The sequence below is a fragment of the Acinetobacter sp. YH12095 genome, assembly GCF_013419245.1.
GTDB lineage: Bacteria > Pseudomonadota > Gammaproteobacteria > Pseudomonadales > Moraxellaceae > Acinetobacter > Acinetobacter towneri.
In genome coordinates this window covers 175,509-194,203 of the sequence record NZ_VPAL01000001.1, presented here as the reverse complement: position 1 = coordinate 194,203, position 18,695 = coordinate 175,509, and the positions used below count along the sequence as shown (strand labels likewise).

19 protein-coding genes and 3 tRNA genes are annotated in these 18,695 nt (G+C 41.5%); 13 read left to right on the top strand and 9 right to left on the bottom strand.

Features of this window, described 5'->3' with window-relative positions; all coding sequences use genetic code 11:
• Nucleotides 1-132: 132 nt before the first annotated feature.
• The gene (locus FTU35_RS00980) at nucleotides 133-567 is read left to right on the top strand and encodes a hypothetical protein (protein WP_131260784.1); all 435 of its coding nucleotides are present in this window, start codon (nucleotides 133-135) and stop codon (nucleotides 565-567) included.
• Between the two features lie 39 nt (nucleotides 568-606).
• Here FTU35_RS00980 and FTU35_RS00975 read toward each other — a convergent pair whose 3' ends face one another.
• From FTU35_RS00975 to folD, 3 genes are all read right to left on the bottom strand, one after another.
• Nucleotides 607-1,275: a methyltransferase gene (locus FTU35_RS00975; RefSeq protein ID WP_004972140.1), complete on the bottom strand. Its 669-nt coding sequence runs from the start codon at nucleotides 1,273-1,275 to the stop codon at nucleotides 607-609.
• Nucleotides 1,272-1,454 (bottom strand): hypothetical protein, encoded by a 183-nt coding sequence (locus FTU35_RS00970; RefSeq protein WP_096900994.1) that lies wholly within the window; start codon nucleotides 1,452-1,454, stop codon nucleotides 1,272-1,274. Before FTU35_RS00970 ends, FTU35_RS00975 begins: the two co-directional genes overlap by 4 nt.
• Nucleotides 1,455-1,545: 91 nt before the next feature.
• Nucleotides 1,546-2,394: a bifunctional methylenetetrahydrofolate dehydrogenase/methenyltetrahydrofolate cyclohydrolase FolD gene (gene folD, locus FTU35_RS00965; RefSeq protein ID WP_004972142.1), complete on the bottom strand. Its 849-nt coding sequence runs from the start codon at nucleotides 2,392-2,394 to the stop codon at nucleotides 1,546-1,548.
• Nucleotides 2,395-2,546: 152 nt separating this feature from the next.
• Between folD and FTU35_RS00960 the strand changes: the two genes are divergently transcribed.
• The 3 genes from FTU35_RS00960 (at nucleotide 2,547) to FTU35_RS00950 (ending at nucleotide 3,562) form a co-directional block, all read left to right on the top strand.
• A tRNA-Cys gene (locus tag FTU35_RS00960) sits at nucleotides 2,547-2,620 on the top strand.
• Nucleotides 2,621-2,635: 15 nt separating this feature from the next.
• Nucleotides 2,636-2,721, top strand: a tRNA-Leu gene (locus FTU35_RS00955).
• A gap of 109 nt (nucleotides 2,722-2,830) precedes the next feature.
• On the top strand, nucleotides 2,831-3,562 hold the full coding sequence (locus FTU35_RS00950) for a hypothetical protein (protein WP_096900995.1): 732 nt from the start codon (nucleotides 2,831-2,833) through the stop codon (nucleotides 3,560-3,562).
• Nucleotides 3,563-3,641: 79 nt separating this feature from the next.
• On the opposite strand, the gene FTU35_RS00945 is transcribed toward FTU35_RS00950, so the two are convergent.
• The gene (locus FTU35_RS00945) at nucleotides 3,642-5,414 is read right to left on the bottom strand and encodes an alkaline phosphatase (RefSeq protein WP_180064426.1); all 1,773 of its coding nucleotides are present in this window, start codon (nucleotides 5,412-5,414) and stop codon (nucleotides 3,642-3,644) included.
• 209 nt (nucleotides 5,415-5,623) lie between these two features.
• Here FTU35_RS00945 and FTU35_RS00940 point away from each other — a divergent pair.
• Together FTU35_RS00940 and FTU35_RS00935 are read left to right on the top strand one after the other, a co-directional pair.
• Nucleotides 5,624-5,709: transfer RNA gene (locus FTU35_RS00940), tRNA-Leu, on the top strand.
• A 119-nt stretch (nucleotides 5,710-5,828) separates the two neighbouring features.
• Nucleotides 5,829-6,254, top strand: coding sequence for a hypothetical protein (locus FTU35_RS00935; protein ID WP_167845853.1), 426 nt, complete (start codon nucleotides 5,829-5,831; stop codon nucleotides 6,252-6,254).
• 25 nt (nucleotides 6,255-6,279) lie between these two features.
• Here the strand turns inward: FTU35_RS00935 and FTU35_RS00930 are convergent, their stop codons facing one another.
• From FTU35_RS00930 to rlmE, 4 genes are all read right to left on the bottom strand, one after another.
• Nucleotides 6,280-6,594 carry a DUF5713 family protein gene (locus FTU35_RS00930; protein WP_131260668.1) on the bottom strand — a complete coding sequence of 105 codons (315 nt, stop codon included), beginning with the start codon at nucleotides 6,592-6,594 and terminating at the stop codon, nucleotides 6,280-6,282.
• A 90-nt stretch (nucleotides 6,595-6,684) separates the two neighbouring features.
• A complete protein-coding gene (gene folP, locus FTU35_RS00925; protein ID WP_096900999.1) occupies nucleotides 6,685-7,539 on the bottom strand; it encodes a dihydropteroate synthase in 855 nt (284 codons plus the stop codon).
• Nucleotides 7,540-7,716: 177 nt separating this feature from the next.
• Nucleotides 7,717-9,606, bottom strand: coding sequence for an ATP-dependent zinc metalloprotease FtsH (ftsH, locus tag FTU35_RS00920; RefSeq protein WP_004972155.1), 1,890 nt, complete (start codon nucleotides 9,604-9,606; stop codon nucleotides 7,717-7,719).
• Between the two features lie 136 nt (nucleotides 9,607-9,742).
• A complete protein-coding gene (gene rlmE / locus FTU35_RS00915; RefSeq protein ID WP_004972157.1) occupies nucleotides 9,743-10,393 on the bottom strand; it encodes a 23S rRNA (uridine(2552)-2'-O)-methyltransferase RlmE in 651 nt (216 codons plus the stop codon).
• A 297-nt stretch (nucleotides 10,394-10,690) separates the two neighbouring features.
• Between rlmE and yhbY the strand changes: the two genes are divergently transcribed.
• Both yhbY and FTU35_RS00905 read left to right on the top strand, forming a co-directional pair.
• Nucleotides 10,691-11,014, top strand: a complete 324-nt coding sequence (gene yhbY, locus FTU35_RS00910; protein ID WP_004972158.1) for a ribosome assembly RNA-binding protein YhbY — start codon at nucleotides 10,691-10,693, stop codon at nucleotides 11,012-11,014.
• A gap of 6 nt (nucleotides 11,015-11,020) precedes the next feature.
• Complete coding sequence (locus FTU35_RS00905; protein WP_154320967.1) at nucleotides 11,021-11,560, top strand: DOMON-like domain-containing protein; 540 nt, start codon at nucleotides 11,021-11,023, stop codon at nucleotides 11,558-11,560.
• A gap of 125 nt (nucleotides 11,561-11,685) precedes the next feature.
• Here FTU35_RS00905 and FTU35_RS00900 read toward each other — a convergent pair whose 3' ends face one another.
• The gene (locus tag FTU35_RS00900; RefSeq protein ID WP_004972162.1) at nucleotides 11,686-12,168 is read right to left on the bottom strand and encodes a hypothetical protein; all 483 of its coding nucleotides are present in this window, start codon (nucleotides 12,166-12,168) and stop codon (nucleotides 11,686-11,688) included.
• Between the two features lie 323 nt (nucleotides 12,169-12,491).
• Here FTU35_RS00900 and carA point away from each other — a divergent pair, with 323 nt between their 5' ends.
• The 5 genes from carA (at nucleotide 12,492) to FTU35_RS00875 (ending at nucleotide 18,536) form a co-directional block, all read left to right on the top strand.
• Nucleotides 12,492-13,631 carry a glutamine-hydrolyzing carbamoyl-phosphate synthase small subunit gene (gene carA, locus FTU35_RS00895; RefSeq protein WP_180050634.1) on the top strand — a complete coding sequence of 380 codons (1,140 nt, stop codon included), beginning with the start codon at nucleotides 12,492-12,494 and terminating at the stop codon, nucleotides 13,629-13,631.
• Between the two features lie 15 nt (nucleotides 13,632-13,646).
• A complete protein-coding gene (gene carB, locus FTU35_RS00890; protein WP_004972166.1) occupies nucleotides 13,647-16,877 on the top strand; it encodes a carbamoyl-phosphate synthase large subunit in 3,231 nt (1,076 codons plus the stop codon).
• Between the two features lie 82 nt (nucleotides 16,878-16,959).
• Entirely contained in the window at nucleotides 16,960-17,436 is a 477-nt protein-coding gene (gene greA, locus FTU35_RS00885; protein WP_004972169.1) for a transcription elongation factor GreA, read from the top strand.
• A gap of 113 nt (nucleotides 17,437-17,549) precedes the next feature.
• Complete coding sequence (locus FTU35_RS00880; protein ID WP_004972171.1) at nucleotides 17,550-17,762, top strand: hypothetical protein; 213 nt, start codon at nucleotides 17,550-17,552, stop codon at nucleotides 17,760-17,762.
• 135 nt (nucleotides 17,763-17,897) lie between these two features.
• The gene (locus tag FTU35_RS00875) at nucleotides 17,898-18,536 is read left to right on the top strand and encodes a CatB-related O-acetyltransferase (protein ID WP_180050630.1); all 639 of its coding nucleotides are present in this window, start codon (nucleotides 17,898-17,900) and stop codon (nucleotides 18,534-18,536) included.
• The last annotated feature ends 159 nt before the right edge of the window (nucleotides 18,537-18,695 follow it).

Below are 18,695 nucleotides of genomic sequence, written 5' to 3'. Positions count from 1 at the left end.
CACACTTATCACCCCCAATATAGACAGCCTACCACATCACCAACAAAGCCATGCTTTGTCCACTCAGCTATGGCATACTTAAAACAAGAATGAAATGACATCAAAACATGAGACATGATCATGAATAAAACCATGAAGAATACAATGATTATTTTGGCTATGACGGGACTTGGGTTAGGTTTATCCGCTTGTCAAAGTTTGCCTGAGCAAAACGAGAATAGTTTTATTGGCTATAAAGTCGAAAGCAAAACTGATCGCAACGCAGTATTAGCCTACACTCTTGCAGGACGTCAAAACCAACAGCGCGATGAAAGTAAATTACAGCGTGCCTGCCAAAAAGAACTTGGTGCGCATAAAACTTATCAATTGCGGATTTTAAGTATTAATGAAGTGGTGAATCCTGCAGCCAACCAACAAGACCCGTATGGTCGCCAACTTGGGCAAAGCCGCACCTCTATTGGCTTATCGAACACACCTGAGCTACATAGCAGTGAAAACTATGCTACACGTCAGGCCTTAGATGCTCGCCCAAGCACACTGCGCATTGTGCGTTATAGCTGCAATTAATTCGCGCCACAAAACTGGCTTCCTATAAGACGTGATGAGTTATCGCGTCTTATAAAAACTCACATTACGGAACTCTTTGGCTTCATCCAAATCTGGCCATGTGGTCGCGCTGCGTTCATCTATTTTTATATATTGTGGATGACTAAAGTTTTTCACTCGGCTGTCTGCCACCCAAACTTCTGGGGCGAACTTTAAGAACTCATCTAAAAAAAAGCGATTGCATTGATCATAAAGTACATCGGCAGCCAACAATACATCCACTTGTTCTGCTTTGTATAGATCATCTAAATATTCAAGCACCACATCATTCAATTCAGCATTGGCTCGACAGGCTGCAAGGCTAATGGGGTCAATATCACAACAAATTACCCGTTTGGCACCTGCCATTTTTGCAGCAATCGCCACCACGCCCGAACCTGCACCAAAGTCTAAAACGACTTTATTTTTTACTTGCTGCGGTTCTGCCAATAACCATTGCGCCATTGCAAGTCCTGAAGCCCAACAGAAAATCCAGTACGGCGTATCATTCCAAATACGACGAATCACTTCATCATCTAGCTTGTCGGTAGGAAATACTGGTGGAATAAGCCAAAGTGAAATAGGCGTTTCAGGCAATTGCTGTGCCAGTAATTCACAATTTGGAATTACATCATGTAAAGCATCTAAAAGATGTTCAGGGGCTTTAGGAAATTGAAAGGTACAGCTCATTGGATTTTTATTCGTTCTAATTTAAAAAGTTCCCTCTGCTTTTTTAAAGGAGAGGGGGCATTCATTATTTTTACAATGAATTCCCCACTCTTTTTTAGGAGAGTTAGGGAGAGAATTTTTAAGCCCTCATCCCAGCCTTCTCCCTGAGCCGTATACGGCGCAAGAGAAGGAGCATCCATTATTTTCACAATGAATTTCCCCTCTCCTGAGCAAAATTTAAAGCACTGCTTTTAAATTGAAGCGCAAGAGAGGGTTAGGGAGAGGTCTTCATCAACCTAACGCTTTCTCAGCCGCTTCAACCGTTTGACGAATCAAAGTTGTAATCGTCATTGGGCCAACGCCACCTGGTACAGGCGTATATGCAGAAGCAATCTCTTCAATGCCTTGCAATTGGATATCACCAACACCACCGCCATCACGTGGATGGAAGCCTGCATCAACAACCACAGCGCCTGGTTTGATCCAGTCTTTTTGAATCAATTCAGCTTTACCAACCGCACCAACAATAATGTCCGCTTGTTTCACAAAACTTGCAAGATCTTGGGTACGTGAATGGCAAATGGTTACTGTTGCATTGGCTTCAAGAAGCATCGCAGCCATTGGTTTACCTAAAATTGCCGAACGCCCCACAACAACGGCATGTTTGCCTGCAATTTCAATGTTTTTTTCTTTAAGAATGGTCATAATGCCTGCAGGTGTTGCAGAACCATATGCAGCTTCGCCCATTGCCATACGACCATAACCTAAACAGGTCACACCATCTACGTCTTTTGCAAGTGAAATCGCATCAAAACAAGCACGCTCATCAATTTGCGCAGGAACTGGGTGTTGCAACAAAATACCATGCACATCAGGATTGGCATTCAATTTTTCAATTTCTGCCAATAATTGTTCTGTGGTGGTTTCTGTTGGCAATTCTACTTTTAAAGAATCCATGCCCACACGACGGCAAGCATTGCCCTTCATGCGTACATAAGTTGCAGATGCACCGTCATCACCGACCAAAATAGTCGCTAGAATTGGGGTACGACCTGATTTTGCTTTTAACGCTTCTACACGTGTTAACAGATCAGCTTCAATTTGTTTTGCCAATGCACGACCGTCTAAAATTAATGCCACGGCACATCTCCAAATGTTGATATGAATCAATTTTGCAAATAATACATGATTATTTAGACTATTTTATTCTATATGTCGAATTAATGTGCATCTGCTCATTTAATAGTATTGTTTTTTTTTCAGAGCTTGCTAATATACGCATCACAAGACGCGGCGGGGTGGCAGAGTGGTCATGCAGCGGACTGCAACTCCGTGGACGCCGGTTCGATTCCGACCTCCGCCTCCAATCTTGTAAAACTATGCCCGAGTGGTGAAATCGGTAGACACAGGGGATTTAAAATCCCCCGCCCTCAAAGCGTGCCAGTTCGAGTCTGGCCTCGGGCACCATTTTAAAATAGATTAAAATGGTGCAAATAAAGAACCCAGCATTAAGCTGGTTTTTTTATGCCTAAATTTTAGGTTTTCCCCTCTTTATTCAATATTCAATGATGCCTCTATGAACCCTAAACAAGCGCTTCTTGATTTGCAGCAATTGCAACAACAATACCCTGCTGCATTTAAAAGAAATATTTTGTTTTATGGTTTTATTCAAAGCAAAGGCATGCTGGATGATTGGAAAGAAATGATTCCATGGGTCTTGGCCTGCCTGATTTTTATTCCTATTTCAATCAGTCTGGCGCACGGGATTCAAAACTTTGCACCGCAGTACGATGCCTTTCAAGCCAAGGCATTGGCGATTTTAGCCATCATGTTAGGTTTTATGCTGCTTCTACCTTATGTGTTGTATCAAATTAAACACAGTTCGGCATCGTGGTATCAACTACAGCAACATGCCACCATAAAAATAGCAGTATTGATTCTGCTACAAGCGGTAAATTTCGCCTATTTTCAGAGTGCAATTCTGCAAGGGATTTTATTCTTTTTCTGCATCAGTTTTGGTTTTGTACGTTTCTATAAAGAGAATATGTTCCGTGACCACATAAGCCTTGAACAAAAATATTGCTTAACGCAATTTCGCCGTGCTGCGTATTGGTCATATCGTCAAGCTGCTAAAATTCAATATCGGATGTATTTTTCCAATAAAAATAGCCCTCGTTTTGCCCAATTGAATCAGCAATATCAACATGCAATTCAGTTACATCAACAACTGATGCAGGTTGAACACAATTTATGTAAAAGCATTAAATACATAGATTTAGACAGTTATATTCAAGATAAACTCGATTAAAACATCACGCCAAACATCAGAAAGATTATCAAAAAACCGAGCAACTTAGGCTCGGTTTTCTGTAAATATCAGACTGATTTTAAGCAGTTTTAGCGACATCACTGATTGGTTTTAAGTCTACACCATACTTCTGTTGATGACCACGCGTATCATCGAGTTTGTATTCACGTGCCTTAACCGTATCTATAAACTTCCAATCTGCAACCACTTGCGCACGATCAAAAGTCACCGTTAAATAACCACGTTGATTTAAGTTGCAATAATCCAGTTCATCAATCAGTTCTTGAAAGGCATATTCCAACGCTGCCATTTCGTCTGCAGGCACGTTTAAGTAATACTCAATTCCGGGCGATGATACCGAGCTGGTCGCGAATTCCAACCCAACCTCATGATTTGTTTCATGTGTATGCAAGGTTGCAGCCCAAGCATTGTGAGTATCACCTGCCAACACCACTGCTTTTTTCCCAAGTTGCTGCAATGTCCCATACACAACTTCTCGCTCGTAGGCATAACCATCCCAAGCATCGAGGTTATAAGGTGCAACCGCATACAAACGTGCCTTATCTACTGCTGTCAAAGTTGGATCATTCGCTTTTAAACGCAATTTCAGCGTGACCAATTCTGTAATTTTCTGCTTCATTTGTGCAAGTGTTTCAGGTTGCTGATCACCATTGGTGATTTTCGCTAAAGGCAATAACAGTTCTTGTGGAATCAGCATTTTCGCCGTCAACACTTGTTGAGCCAAAACATTCCAAGTAGCCTTAGACTGCCCCAACTGCTTTTGCAACCACTCTCGTTGAACTCCACCCATCAATGTGCGTTGATCACTAAATAAATCTGCCTGAAATTTAGCAGCATCAATACCTTCTGCCGTCATATAGTTAGCATAATCTAATTGCTTATGACGCGCCAAAATACGCGTATCCAGCATCATCAAATTCACCAAACCACCAAAATCAAACTGGCGATAAATATTCAAATGATCATTTTCTGCAACTGGACGAATTGGCATCCACTCGAAATAAGCCTGTAATGCGGCAATTTTACGTTCTATAAAGCTGCCTTCACCTTCTTGATGATTATCTGCACCCGCTTCCCAAGTATCATTACTGAGTTCATGGTCATCCCAAATGACAATAAATGGATGGCGTTGGTGAGCAGTCTGCAAATCAGCATCGGTACGATATAAAGCATAACGTTTACGATAATCATCTAACTTGATAATTTCTTTATCATTGTCTGCAGCAAAGGTACGTCCTAACTGTTTTGCATCGTCAGTCGCGTAGCCACCTTGTCCATATTCATAAATATAATCACCCAAGTGAATAATCACATCCAGATTGTTTTCCTGTGCAATTTCTTTATACACATGAAAATAACCTGCGGGATAGTTCGAGCAAGAACAGACCGCAAATTTCACTTGATCGCTGCGTTGTGGCAAGGTTTTGGTCTGTCCTATAGCAGAAACCGTATTACCAAAGCGGAAACGGTAATAATATTTAGTCCCTGTCTGCAAACGATCTGCATCGACCTTTACAGTAAAATCTTGCGCTGCACTGGTTTGTACTTTGCCTGTGTTTACTAATTGCTTAAACACCTCATCGCTAGCAATTTCCCAAACCACTTCAATGCGCGCTGCTGTATCACTTGGCGTTACACGTGTCCATAAAATGATACGGTCATGCAGCGGATCACCACTGGCGACACCATGCAAAAACTGCACCTTTAATGCATTTTCTGCTGTATTTTCATTGTCATCACCACATGCAGTTAATGCGACTGGCAATGACAACGCCCCAAAACCAGCCAAACTTTTTTGAATCAACTCTCGGCGAGTTAAGCGAATGTTCATGAATATTCCTTTTATTTTTCTTGAGCGCTCAACATAGAAATTTATGATTTCGCTTTGATCTCAAATTCATGAAATATTGATGACAAACAGCAGAAATATACTGCAAACCGAACTTTTTTCAAGCTAATAAGTTGAATTGATTGAAAAGAAAGCAATTGTAAATAAATTTACTTGCCAAGATTTATTTCGTCCTCTATTATTGCGCACATGCCCGAGTGGTGAAATCGGTAGACACAGGGGATTTAAAATCCCCCGCCCTCAAAGCGTGCCAGTTCGAGTCTGGCCTCGGGCACCATTTTAATGAATCAAATCATTCAAATGGTGCAAATAAAGAACTCCAGCATTAAGCTGGTTTTTTTATGCCTAAAAAATATAATATTGAAAACGATAACACTTATGTGCCGATGATTTGAAATGTCTCTACAACGCTTTATCTTCTCTTTCAAATGGGTGATCTGTTTATGCTGCTTGCTCAGTTTTGCAAGCCATGCACAAAATCCCAGCCTTGAGTCAGCAACCGAATCCGTAAACCCAATTGAAACTGATGCAGAATTTTATGATGTTTTTGCAGGAACATTGCAATATAAAAATCAAGAATTACAATTACGTCGTTGCAGCTTAGGCAACAATTTATATTTATTAAATTTCCAAAATCCTGAAGAAGAAAAGCAACTCAAAACTTTGCTGCAACAAAATACAAAGTTTTGGGTCAATTTAATTGCACAGCCGAATGAACATAATGGGCTATATACGTTGAATGTTCGGGAAATTGCAGAACTACATACACAGCAAAGTTGCCATTTGGATGATGTTTTAGATGATTTATTGAATCACCCATAAATTAAAGCTGAAAGAGAGTGACCTATCACCACTCTCTCGTTGCAATCAACTCTTCCATTTCAATCTCGAAATAGCCTTGATCTTGCAGCACCATCATCATCGCCTCAGCAATATAATCTGCTGCGGTATCGTCCAAATCTGAATCCAGATCTTCAAATTGTGGTTTCATTTTATTGATGGCTTGCACGGTCTGATCAGCAAAATGATAAATATCCGTTTCAGATAAATTGGATTTAGACACGTGTTTTGCAAACTGTTGAATCAGTTGTTTTAACTCAGCAACTAAAATATCAGGATAAAATTCATCATCAAACATCGGGAGAAGTAAATCTGCAAACATACAGGCACTCAAAAATACAGAGATTCAAGCGTGCCTATATAGCATAAGCAAGGCTTTAATTCTAGCTTCGCCCCAATTTGCATACTGCGATTAATTTGCCAACTGCATTGCTTGCCAGACTTTAATGGCGTCAGACATGGCTTTCACATCATGCGCACGCACCATACAAGCACCTTGCTGAATACTGAGTAAATGTGCCGCTACAGAACCAACTGCACGCTGTGTTGGCTCTGCCCCACCCAAAGCTTCACCAATAAAGCGTTTACGGGACAATGCCGATAAAATTGGATACCCCATACCATTAAGTTGATGCAACTCATTTAACAATTTCAGATTCTGTTGTGCATTTTTCGCAAAACCAAAACCTGGATCAATCATGATATTTTCAGGCTTGACCCCTACCGCCAAAGCATCAGCGACACGTTGCTGCAATTCTGCAATCACATCTGCAGTGACATCATCATATTGATCTAAATTGTTCATGGTGGTCGGTTCACCACGCATGTGCATAATAATCACGGGGATATTTAACTCAGCAGCTGTTTGCAACGCATTTGGACGGGTCAGCGCACGTACATCATTCCAGATATGCGCCCCCGCAGCTACGGCAGCACGAATCACTTCAGGCTGTGACGTATCAATCGAAAGCACTACATCATAAGTAGATAAGGCTTCCGCCACAGGAACCACACGACGAATTTCTTCTTCTACACTCACAGGACTTGCCCCCGGACGTGTAGACTCACCGCCAATATCAATCACGGTTGCACCTTCGGCTATCATTTCCAAAGCACGCGCCACAGCAGCATCTTTTTCATTATGTCGCCCACCATCACTAAACGAGTCTGGTGTCACATTTAGAATTCCCATCACATGCGGCTGAGATAAATCTAAACGCAAACGTCCACATTGCAATACACGTTTGGGTAATGGCATTAGCTGCATGCTGGTCTTCCTTTCAATTTGAAAAGCTTATTTTAACAAGGCTAATTTTAAAGATGTGGAATTCTTTTCGATGAGCGTCAACAGACCTCAATATTCCGGTCACAACTGCACATAAACCACACGAATAAAAAAAAGAGCCTTTATACAAAGACTCTTTTTTAACATCATGTGAGCTGATTAGCTCGCTGGTAATGGTGGCGGTGTGCTTGGACCATCGGTTGGTGTTACATCAATCACAGGATTGTCTGCAATATACACCTTCGGTGGCTGTGGCTCACGACCTTCCATAATGTCACGGATTTGGTCACGATCAATGGTTTCCCATTCCAACAATGCTTTTACCATTGCGTGGGCAATGTCTTGGTTATTTTCCAAAATATCGCGGGCAACTTTATATTGCTCATCAATAATACGACGAACTTCAGCATCCACTTGTTGCTGGGTGGCTTCAGAAATCGTACGGCTGCCTAAACTACCCATGAATGATTGTTGTGTATCGTCTTCATAGACCATTACGCCTAACTTGTCAGACATACCGTATTTGGTCACCATCGCACGTGCTAATTTAGTCGCACGCTCAAAGTCATTCGATGCACCTGTCGACATTTGATTAATAAAGACTTCTTCTGCAATACGACCACCAAACAAGATAGACAAGTCGTTCAGCATTTTGTCTTTATAATGGCTAGTTTGGTCATGTTCAGGCAATTGCCATGTCACACCCAATGCCCAGCCACGCGGCATAATCGTTACTTTATGCACAGGGTCTGTACCCGGCAGCATTTCAGCAACAATCGCATGACCTGCTTCATGATAAGCCGTTGCACGACGTTCTTCTTCACGCAGCACCATCGACTTACGTTCAGGGCCCATATACAACTTATCTTTAGCATCTTCAAAGTCGTGCATATCCACCGTATTTTTATTACGACGGGCAGCAAACAATGCAGCTTCATTCACAAGGTTCGCCAATTGCGCACCAGAGAAGCCTGGTGTACCACGTGCCAAGACTTTGACATCTACACCTGTAACTGAAGGCAGTTTTTTCAAGTGAACATTCAGAATTTGCTCACGACCTTTAATGTCTGGCAAGCCAACCATTACTTGACGGTCAAAACGACCTGGACGCAATAAAGCTTTATCCAGTACATCGGCACGGTTTGTCGCAGCGATAACAATAATGCCTTCATTGCCTTCAAAACCATCCATTTCAACAAGCATTTGGTTAAGTGTTTGCTCACGTTCATCGTGACCACCACCTGTACCTGAACCACGGTGACGACCTACCGCATCAATCTCATCAATAAAGATGATACATGGTGCATGGCGTTTAGCTTGCTCAAACATATCACGAACACGAGAAGCACCTACACCCACGAACATTTCAACGAAGTCAGAACCAGAAATGCTGAAGAATGGAACTTTGGCTTCGCCTGCAATGGCTTTGGCCAATAAGGTTTTACCTGTACCCGGTGGACCTACCATCAACACACCTTTAGGAATAGTTGCACCTAAACGCTTGAATTTAGCAGGGTCTTTTAAGAAATCTACAATTTCAACCACTTCTTGTTTTGCTTCGTCACAACCTGCTACATCGGCAAATGTGACTTTAATTTGGTCTTCAGACAACATTTTGGCTTTAGATTTACCAAAGCTCATCGGGCCGTTTTTACCACCTGCACCGCCACCCATGTTGCGCATAAAGAACATGAATAACAAAATGATTAAAAGTACAGGGAAACTTGCGATCAATAGTTGCATTAACAAACCTTGACGTTGAGGTGCAGTACCTTCAACAACAACGTTGTTTTTAATCAGATTCGGCATCAGTTCAGGATCTTGAACTGCTGGACGAATGCTTTCAAAGGACGAGCCGTTGACTTTTTCGCCACTAATTCTTTCGCCATCAATTGTGACTTGCTTAATTTGACCAGCATTCACCGCTGTAACGAACTCTGAATAGTTCATTGCAGTTGGCTTTTCACTGTTATTGATGTTGCTGAAAATTAGAATCAGCACACCAAGTATAATCAGCCACAATACGGCATTCTTGAAGAGATCGCTCAAAGCTTTATTCCCATATCAATCTAATTTGATCATGCCCGTTACTGGGTGACCTTTCATTCAAAAAGCTGAAGATCAGCTAGACAATTCATTAAAAACGTACAAAATGCACAATTTTTAACGGCTTGGCAAGTAAACTTTATTTAGACGCTTTTTTACGTCCTTGTCCAATAAGGAATACTTCTTTGGAACGCGCCCGTGAAGCAGCGGGTTTTGCTGTCTTTAGAACATCAAAACTGTCCACGACCTGTTTACGAAATTCGTCAAACCCCGAACCTTGGAACACTTTGACCACAAACTGGCCATTGGGTCCCAATACACGGTTGGCAAAATCGAGCGCCAACTCGCATAAGTAAATTTGACGCGGTTGATCTACAGCTTTATTACCTGATGTATTGGGGGCCATATCGGAAATTACAACGTCTACCGTGCGTCCGTTTAAAATATTTAACAATTTTTCGAACACTTCTTCTTCGCGGAAGTCACCTTGTAAAAAGGTCACATCTGGTAATGCGTCCATTTCCAAAATATCGGAAGCGATCACCAAACCTTTGTCGCCGACAAGTTTCCCTGCGATTTGCGACCAACTGCCTGGTGCTGCTCCCAAGTCCACCACCGTCATGCCAGGTTTGATCAGTTTATATTTTTCTTGAATCTCAAGTAGTTTGTATGCAGCACGTGCACGATACCCTTCTTTTTGCGCTCTTTTCACAAAGGGATCATCTAGGTGCTCTCTCATCCACGCACGACTACTTTTGGATAACTTTTGGTTGGTAATGCGTGTTGCCATAACTCTCTTAGTAACGAATAGCCATCTAAATTGCGATTGTACGTGAAAATTAGCAAGCTTGCAGTAGACATCTGTATCTAAATGCCAATAACTGACAAGTTTTTTCTATTAAATCCATCGCTTATTTCTGTACTGTGGCATAAAAAACCACACTCATCACTAATGGATAAACCTAAGCAAATGTTCAATTTTGATATTTTTGTACTGCTGCAAGATCGCGGATTATTTGCATAGAATTTACAGCGTTTCAAATTGGCTTTTGTTATACTAAGCCGTTTTTAAAATTAGGTTATCTTTATGGCGGCTCTCTCTATTCAGGAACGCAAGCGTTTACGTCAAATTGGTCATGCACTTAACCCTGTAGTGATGGTTGGCGGTCAAGGTTTGACTGAAAATGTAATTGAAGAAACCAACCGTGCTTTAAACGATCACGAATTGATTAAAGTTAAAATTGGTGGTGAAGACCGTGAAGTACGTGCAGCTGTAATTACTGAAATTGCTGCAGCAACAGGTTCTGAAGTGGTACAAACAATTGGTAAAATTGCTTTACTTTATAAAAAAGCAGCAAAACAAAATGCCAAGTTGTCAAATTTAGTTCGTCACGCTCATTTGTCTAACTAAGCTTATATGGCAAGTTACGAACTCAGCGCCTTTGATCGTCAGTTTCAAGCGATTTCTTTGGTCGGTGCAATTGAACAACAAAGTCCGTTTAGCTTAAATGTAGGTTATTGGCTGCGTGATCCGAATCAATGGGTCGAATGGCCTGCATTGGTAGCTTCACATCCACGTCAGGACTTTTTGTGGAAACAGACCTGCTTTGAAATTTTCATTGGCGTTCAGGGCGAAGATTTTTATCGTGAAATCAATCTCTCCCCTTCTCAAGCTTGGCAAGCCTATGCCTTTGAAGAATATCGTTATCCTGAGCAAATGCCACCTGTGGCCGCTTATGATATTGAGTTGAATCAGCTAAAACGTACGCATTACGGTTTAAATGTCAGTTTGGATTTAACCGAATTTATACTGAAACATAAACTGAAATGGACAGATTTGTTTATTGGGCTCACAGCTGTATTAAAAACCAGTCAGGGCGAGCAGTTTTATGCCATGCAACACAGCAGCCCTGCCGCCGATTTTCACAATAAGCGCGATTGGCTACATCAGTTCTAACTGTGATTAATAGTAGTTTAGATTGAAACAACTAGTTTTTGGTTTGAGCAAGAAATTTAAATAAAAAAGTGAGGCGCATGACCTCACTTTTTTTTATGGCTGAATCAGCAACAGATTAAACTGGATTATGCTTGATCAGTTTCATCATTAGTTTCAGTTTTTGATGGATTTACTTTTTTCCACGCTTCTAGTGTGTGCTCTTTAGAACGCTTAAAAGTTTCAGCCAATTGATCTTTGTGTTTTACTGAAATGCTGCTGACATCTTCTTTCAACTCTTTACCAAGTTTAGAAAGATCTTCAATAATTGCGCTAAATTCAGTTTTTACAAAGTCTTTTAATTCACCCAAATCTTTAGGTGAACTGCCAAATTGTGCTTTTAAAGCTTCAATTTTTTGCAACACATCTTGCTTTAACTGACCCAATTGCTCTTGCACGCTGGCATTGAGTTGTTTTGCTTCGGCTTGAAGTTTTTCTTGCGTTTCTGCAACCACATCAAGCACCTGCTCTTTGGCATCATGCGTTACTTTTTCAAGCTTTTCAGCGCCTTCACTTACTGCTTTGATTGCACTGTTTTGTGGTTCAGTGGCTGATTTATCTTGTTCAGTCATTCGCTTTTACCCAAGGTCGTTGTTGTTTATAAATTAAGCATAAGGCAATTTAGACTCAAATGGGTTTTGGATTGTCTAACAATCGTAGATTGCTTACATTTGGACTACACGCTAAAACATAAACCTAGCAAAAAAAGCAAGTCTTTTATCTTACATATTCGTTAGATTCACAATGGACTTTTGGCGAGCTCATGCGTATAATGCAATGTTAAGTTCAAGCGAGCAGACATAGGAGGGTAGGTTTAAATATTGACCTTCCTTTTTTTTCGTCTACTCGCTTTTTTACAGCCCTATTTTTGTGGTTTTAGTTCAGGAGCTTTGGTTTGAGCACCCCCGCCATTTTAGCCCTCGCCGACGGTACAATCTTTAAAGGTACGTCTATCGGTGCAATGGGAAGCACGACTGGTGAAGTCGTTTTTAACACTGCCATGACTGGCTATCAAGAAATTTTGACCGACCCGAGTTATGCACAACAACTTGTGACTTTAACTTACCCACATATTGGGAACACTGGTTGCAATGATGAAGATGTTGAGTCAGGTCGAATTCATAAAGTATGGGCAAACGGTTTAATTATCCGTGATTTGCCTTTATTACACAGTAACTTCCGTTCTACTCAATCTTTAGGCGAATACTTACAACAACACAATGTTGTTGCAATTGCCGATATTGATACCCGTAAATTGACCCGTATTTTACGTTCCAAAGGTGCGCAAAACGGTTGTATTCTTGCTGGTGAAAATATCACTGAAGAAGAAGCAATTGCAAAAGCACGTGCATTTGGCGGCTTAAACGGCTTGGATCTTGCAAAAGTATGCTGCGACCCTGAAGGTTTTGAATGGACTGAAGGTTCATGGGAACTTGGCAAAGGCTTTACTCAACCTGAACTTAAATATCATGTGGTTGCATACGATTACGGTGTCAAAACCAACATCCTGCGTATGCTCGCAGACCGCGGTTGCAAATTAACCGTTGTTCCTGCACAAACCCCTGCTGAAAAAGTCCTTGCGTTAAACCCAGATGGCATTTTCTTGTCAAATGGCCCTGGCGATCCTGCTGCATGTGACTACGCAATTGAAGCTGTAAAAACAATTGTAGAAACCACGAATATTCCTGTATTTGGTATCTGTTTAGGTCACCAAATTCTTGCACTTGCATCAGGTGCAAAAACAATGAAAATGCCGCACGGTCACCACGGCGCAAACCATCCTGTACAGAACTTAGAAACTGGTACAGTGATGATTACTTCTCAGAACCACGGCTTCGCGGTAGATGAAAGCACCTTACCAAGCAATGTATGTTCAACGCATCGTTCATTGTTCGATGGCACAAACCAAGGTATTCATCGTACAGACAAGCCTGCATTTAGCTTCCAAGGTCACCCAGAAGCAAGTTCAGGTCCACATGACTGCGCACTCTTGTTCGATCATTTCATCGAACTTATTGAAGCCGCTAAGAAGTAATTAAGGAGCGAAATAATGCCTAAACGTACGGATATTAAAAGCATCTTAATTATTGGTGCTGGTCCTATTGTTATTGGTCAGGCTTGTGAGTTTGACTATTCTGGTGCTCAAGCATGTAAAGCGCTGCGTGAAGAAGGTTACCGCGTTATTTTGGTAAACTCGAACCCTGCGACCATCATGACTGACCCTGCAATGGCAGATGCAACTTATATCGAGCCAATCACTTGGCAGACTGTTGCAGCAATCATTGAAAAAGAACGTCCAGATGCAGTACTTCCGACCATGGGTGGTCAAACTGCATTGAACTGTGCGCTTGCATTAGATGCCAACGGTATTTTAGCCAAATACAATGTTGAATTAATTGGTGCAACCAAAGACGCGATTGAAAAAGCCGAAGACCGTAAATTGTTTGATGAAGCAATGCGCAAAATTGGTCTTGAGTGTCCAAAAGCAGCAATTGCTGAATCTATGGAAGAAGCACTTGAGATTCAATCTCGCTTTGGCTTCCCTGTGATTATTCGTCCATCATTCACCATGGGTGGTTCTGGTGGCGGTATCGCATATAACAAAGAAGAATTCCTTGAAATCTGTGAACGCGGTTTCGATCTTTCTCCAACCAAACAATTATTGATTGATGAATCACTTATTGGTTGGAAAGAATATGAGATGGAAGTTGTACGTGATAAAAACGACAACTGTATCATCGTATGTTCAATCGAAAACTTTGACCCAATGGGCGTGCACACTGGTGACTCAATCACCGTTGCTCCTGCGCAAACTTTGACGGACAAAGAATACCAATTGATGCGTAATGCATCTTTAGCGGTACTTCGTGAAATTGGTGTAGAAACAGGTGGTTCTAACGTTCAGTTCGGTATTTGCCCGAATACTGGTCGTATGGTTGTGATTGAGATGAACCCACGTGTATCTCGTTCATCTGCACTTGCATCTAAAGCCACTGGTTTCCCAATTGCAAAAGTTGCAGCGAAATTGGCTGTGGGTTATACCCTTGATGAACTGAAAAATGACATCACAGGCGGTACCACTCCTGCGGCATTTGAACCATCAATTGACTACGTTGTCACTAAAGTTCCACGTTTCAACTTTGAAAAGTTCCCTCAAGCAGACGCGACTTTAACCACGCAGATGAAATCTGTAGGTGAAGTCATGGCAATTGGCCGTAATTTCCAAGAATCTGTAAACAAAGCCCTTCGTGGTTTAGAAACTGGCGCTTGTGGTTTTGACGAACAAATTGAAGTGGGTGCTGAAGGCGCACGCGACAAGATTTTAGTTGAATTGAAAGTTCCAGGTCCTGAGCGTATTTGGTACGTGGCAGACGCATTCCGTCACGGCTTTAGCTTGGACGAAGTTTTTGAAGCGACCAAAATTGACCGTTGGTTTTTAATTCAAATTCAAGACATCGTTAACACTGAAAATGAAATCAAAACTTTAGGTTTTGGCGATCTAAACGCTGACAACATCCGTTCGTTCAAACGTAAAGGTTTATCTGACTTGCGTATTGCGAACTTGATGGGAATTTCACAAAAGCAATTCCGTAAACACCGTTGGAACTTGGGCGTAACCCCAGTTTACAAACGTGTGGATACCTGTGCTGCAGAGTTTGAATCTGACACAGCATATATGTATTCAACTTACGATGAAGAGTGTGAATCAAATCCTTCAGCGAAAGACAAGATCATGGTGATTGGCGGTGGTCCAAACCGTATTGGTCAAGGTATCGAATTCGATTACTGCTGTGTACACGCTGCGCTTGCAATGCGTGAAGATGGTTTTGAGACCATCATGGTGAACTGTAACCCTGAAACAGTATCTACCGATTACGACACTTCAGACCGTTTGTACTTTGAACCAATTACTTTGGAAGATGTACTTGAAATCGTACGTACTGAAAAGCCAAAAGGCATTATCGTACAGTACGGTGGTCAAACTCCATTGAAATTGGCACGCGCTTTAGAAGAGGCAGGTGCGCCAATTATTGGTACATCACCAGATGCAATTGACCGTGCAGAAGACCGTGAGCGTTTCCAGCAAATGATTCAACGTCTGCAATTGCGTCAGCCTAACAACAGCATTGTAAAATCTGCTGAAGAAGGTATCGCAGAAGCAGCGAAAGTGGGTTACCCGCTCGTTGTTCGTCCATCTTATGTATTGGGTGGTCGTGCAATGGAAATCGTGTATAACGAAGAAGAATTGAAACGCTACTTGCGTGATGCAGTTCAAGCATCTAACGATGCACCTGTACTGTTAGACCGTTTCTTGGATGATGCGATTGAAGTTGACGTAGACTGCGTATCTGACGGTAAAGATGTGGTGATTGGCGGTATTATGCAGCACATCGAACAAGCAGGTATTCACTCTGGCGACTCAGCATGTTCAATTCCACCTTATTCATTGTCAGATGAAGTACAGGACGAAATGCGTCGTCAAACTGTTGCAATGGCAAAAGAGTTGGGCGTTATTGGTCTAATGAACGTACAGTTTGCAGTGAAAGGCAATGACGTTTATATCTTGGAAGTGAACCCACGTGCATCACGTACTGTTCCGTTCGTTTCTAAGTGTATTGGCGAATCATTGGCTAAAGTTGCAGCACGTTGTATGGCAGGTCAATCTTTAGAAGCACAAGGCTTTACTAAAGAAATTATTCCGCAACACTTCTCTGTGAAAGAAGCTGTGTTCCCATTCAACAAGTTCCCTGGTGTAGACCCTGTGCTTGGGCCTGAGATGAAATCTACAGGTGAAGTGATGGGTGTGGGCAAAACTTTTGGTGAAGCATTCTATAAAGCTGTGTTAGGCTCGAATGATCGCTTACCAGGAATCCCAACTGAAGGCGAAGTAAAACATGCATTCTTATCTGTACGTGAGTCAGATAAACCGCATGTGGCGCGTATTGCAAAACAATTGGCTGATTTTGGCTTCAAACTTGTTGCAACGGGTGGTACGCATAAAGTCATCACCGATGCAGGTATTGAGTGTGAACGTGTGAATAAAGTGACTGAAGGTCGCCCACACATTGTAGACCGCTTGAAAAATGGTGAGATTCACCTCATCATCAATACTTCTGAAGGCAAACAAGCTCAGCAGGATTCATTCTCAATCCGTCGTTCTGCATTGCAAGGTAAAGTGTATTACACCACGACCTTGAATGGCGCAGATGCTGTATGCCAAGCCTTAGCGATTAAATTACCAATGGATGTATATCGCCTGCAAGATCTTACTGTAGGTTAATACATTTCAATAAAGTCCCGTCACCTTTCGGGTGGCGGGCTTTTTTCATTTATAGACTTCAATATTTTTAAAGAGGGACAACATGCAACGTTATCCTATGACGCCTGAAGGTAAACACGCTTTAGAGCAAGAATTACAACAACTTAAATCGGTTGAACGTCCACGTATTACTGCAGCGATTGCAGAAGCGCGTGAACATGGCGATTTAAAAGAAAATGCTGAATACCATGCCGCACGTGAACAGCAAGGTTTCTGCGAAGGTCGTATCCAAGACATCGAAGGTAAATTAGGCGCTTGCCAAGTAATTGATGTTAAAGAATTGGAACAAAACGGACGTGTGGTTTTTGGTGTGACTGTGACCATTGAAAACCTAGACACCGAAGAGCAAAAAACCTACAAAATTGTAGGTGATGATGAAGCTGATTTTAAAATCAATAAAATTTCAGTGAATTCGCCTATTGCACGCGGTTTGTTGGGCAAAAATGAAGGCGATGAAGCCAAAATTGTCACTCCGCAAGGCGAAGTGGAATATGAAATTGTGAATGTAGAATATCTTTAAGTTTTAATAAAGATGACTACACGCGATGCCCCTCTTTGAGGGGTTTTTTATTGCCTATAAATCATACAGCCGAGCTTATAGATTATACTGCGATAAAAATAGAGGAAAATAAGATGGAAAATCGCATCATTCATGCATTTGTTTATGCGCTTTCTGGGGCTGTGTTAGGACTGATTTTAATTCCAGTCTGGGGACTCTTTATCAATACACAAACCAGTCCTGTCAGTATCGTATTGGCATCATCACTCTTTTTTGCTATTTGGGGATTCTTATTTCCAAACAGTGTTAAAAATGTTTTTATGTATTTGTGGAATTTTTTAAGATAGATACTTTAAGCTTTCAAATCACTAAAGTGTAGTGGTCAACTAATATTTTGAACATTCCCTCTCCTTCTAGGAAAGGGCTAGGGAGAGGTTCAAAATTTCAGATATAATCCCCTCATCTCTCCACACGAAAAAACCATGTCCGAAACGCTGATTAATTCCCCTGTTAAACACTGGTGCGAATTTGAGTTCATCTCCAAAACTGTGAAAAACCCCAACATCCACATCAAAGGCAATTACTCTTATTATTCAGCCTATTGGGATCAGGGTTTTGAACGTTGTGTGGTGCGTTATTTACATGACAAACCTGCAACAGCAGACAAGCCAATTGATCAATTACATATTGGCAATTTTGTCTGTTTTGGTGCGGAATGCGTGATTATGATGGGTGGCAATCAATTGCATCGCAGTGACTGGGTTTCGGCTTTTCCGTTTGATACTCGCAGTTTTGTTGCGGCAGGTGATACCACAATTGGCGATGGCTGCTGGATTGGCAGTCGCGCCATGATTATGCAAGGTGTTGAACTAGGCGAAGGTGCAATTGTGGCGACAGGTGCAGTGGTTACGCAAGATGTACCGCCTTACGCTATTGTGGCAGGTGTGCCTGCCAAAGTAATTAAATACCGCTTTAGTGAAACAGAGATTGCTCAACTTTTGACGCTAAAACTGTATGATTTTGATGAAAAATATTTACTGAAAATCCGCGAACAATTGCAGAGTAATGATGTCAATCAACTGATCGATTTTTTGACAAACACGCAAACAAAAAATGACTAAAACTTTAGTTGAATTGAAAGCACAGCTTCATAATTTCATGCTAAATTAAGGTGAAATAAGGACTTACAGCACTCAATTATCTTTATGAAATTACTGGGTTTTATTCTATATGAATTCAGCGTAAGATAAGACAGGACTCAGAGCGAATATTTTATTAAA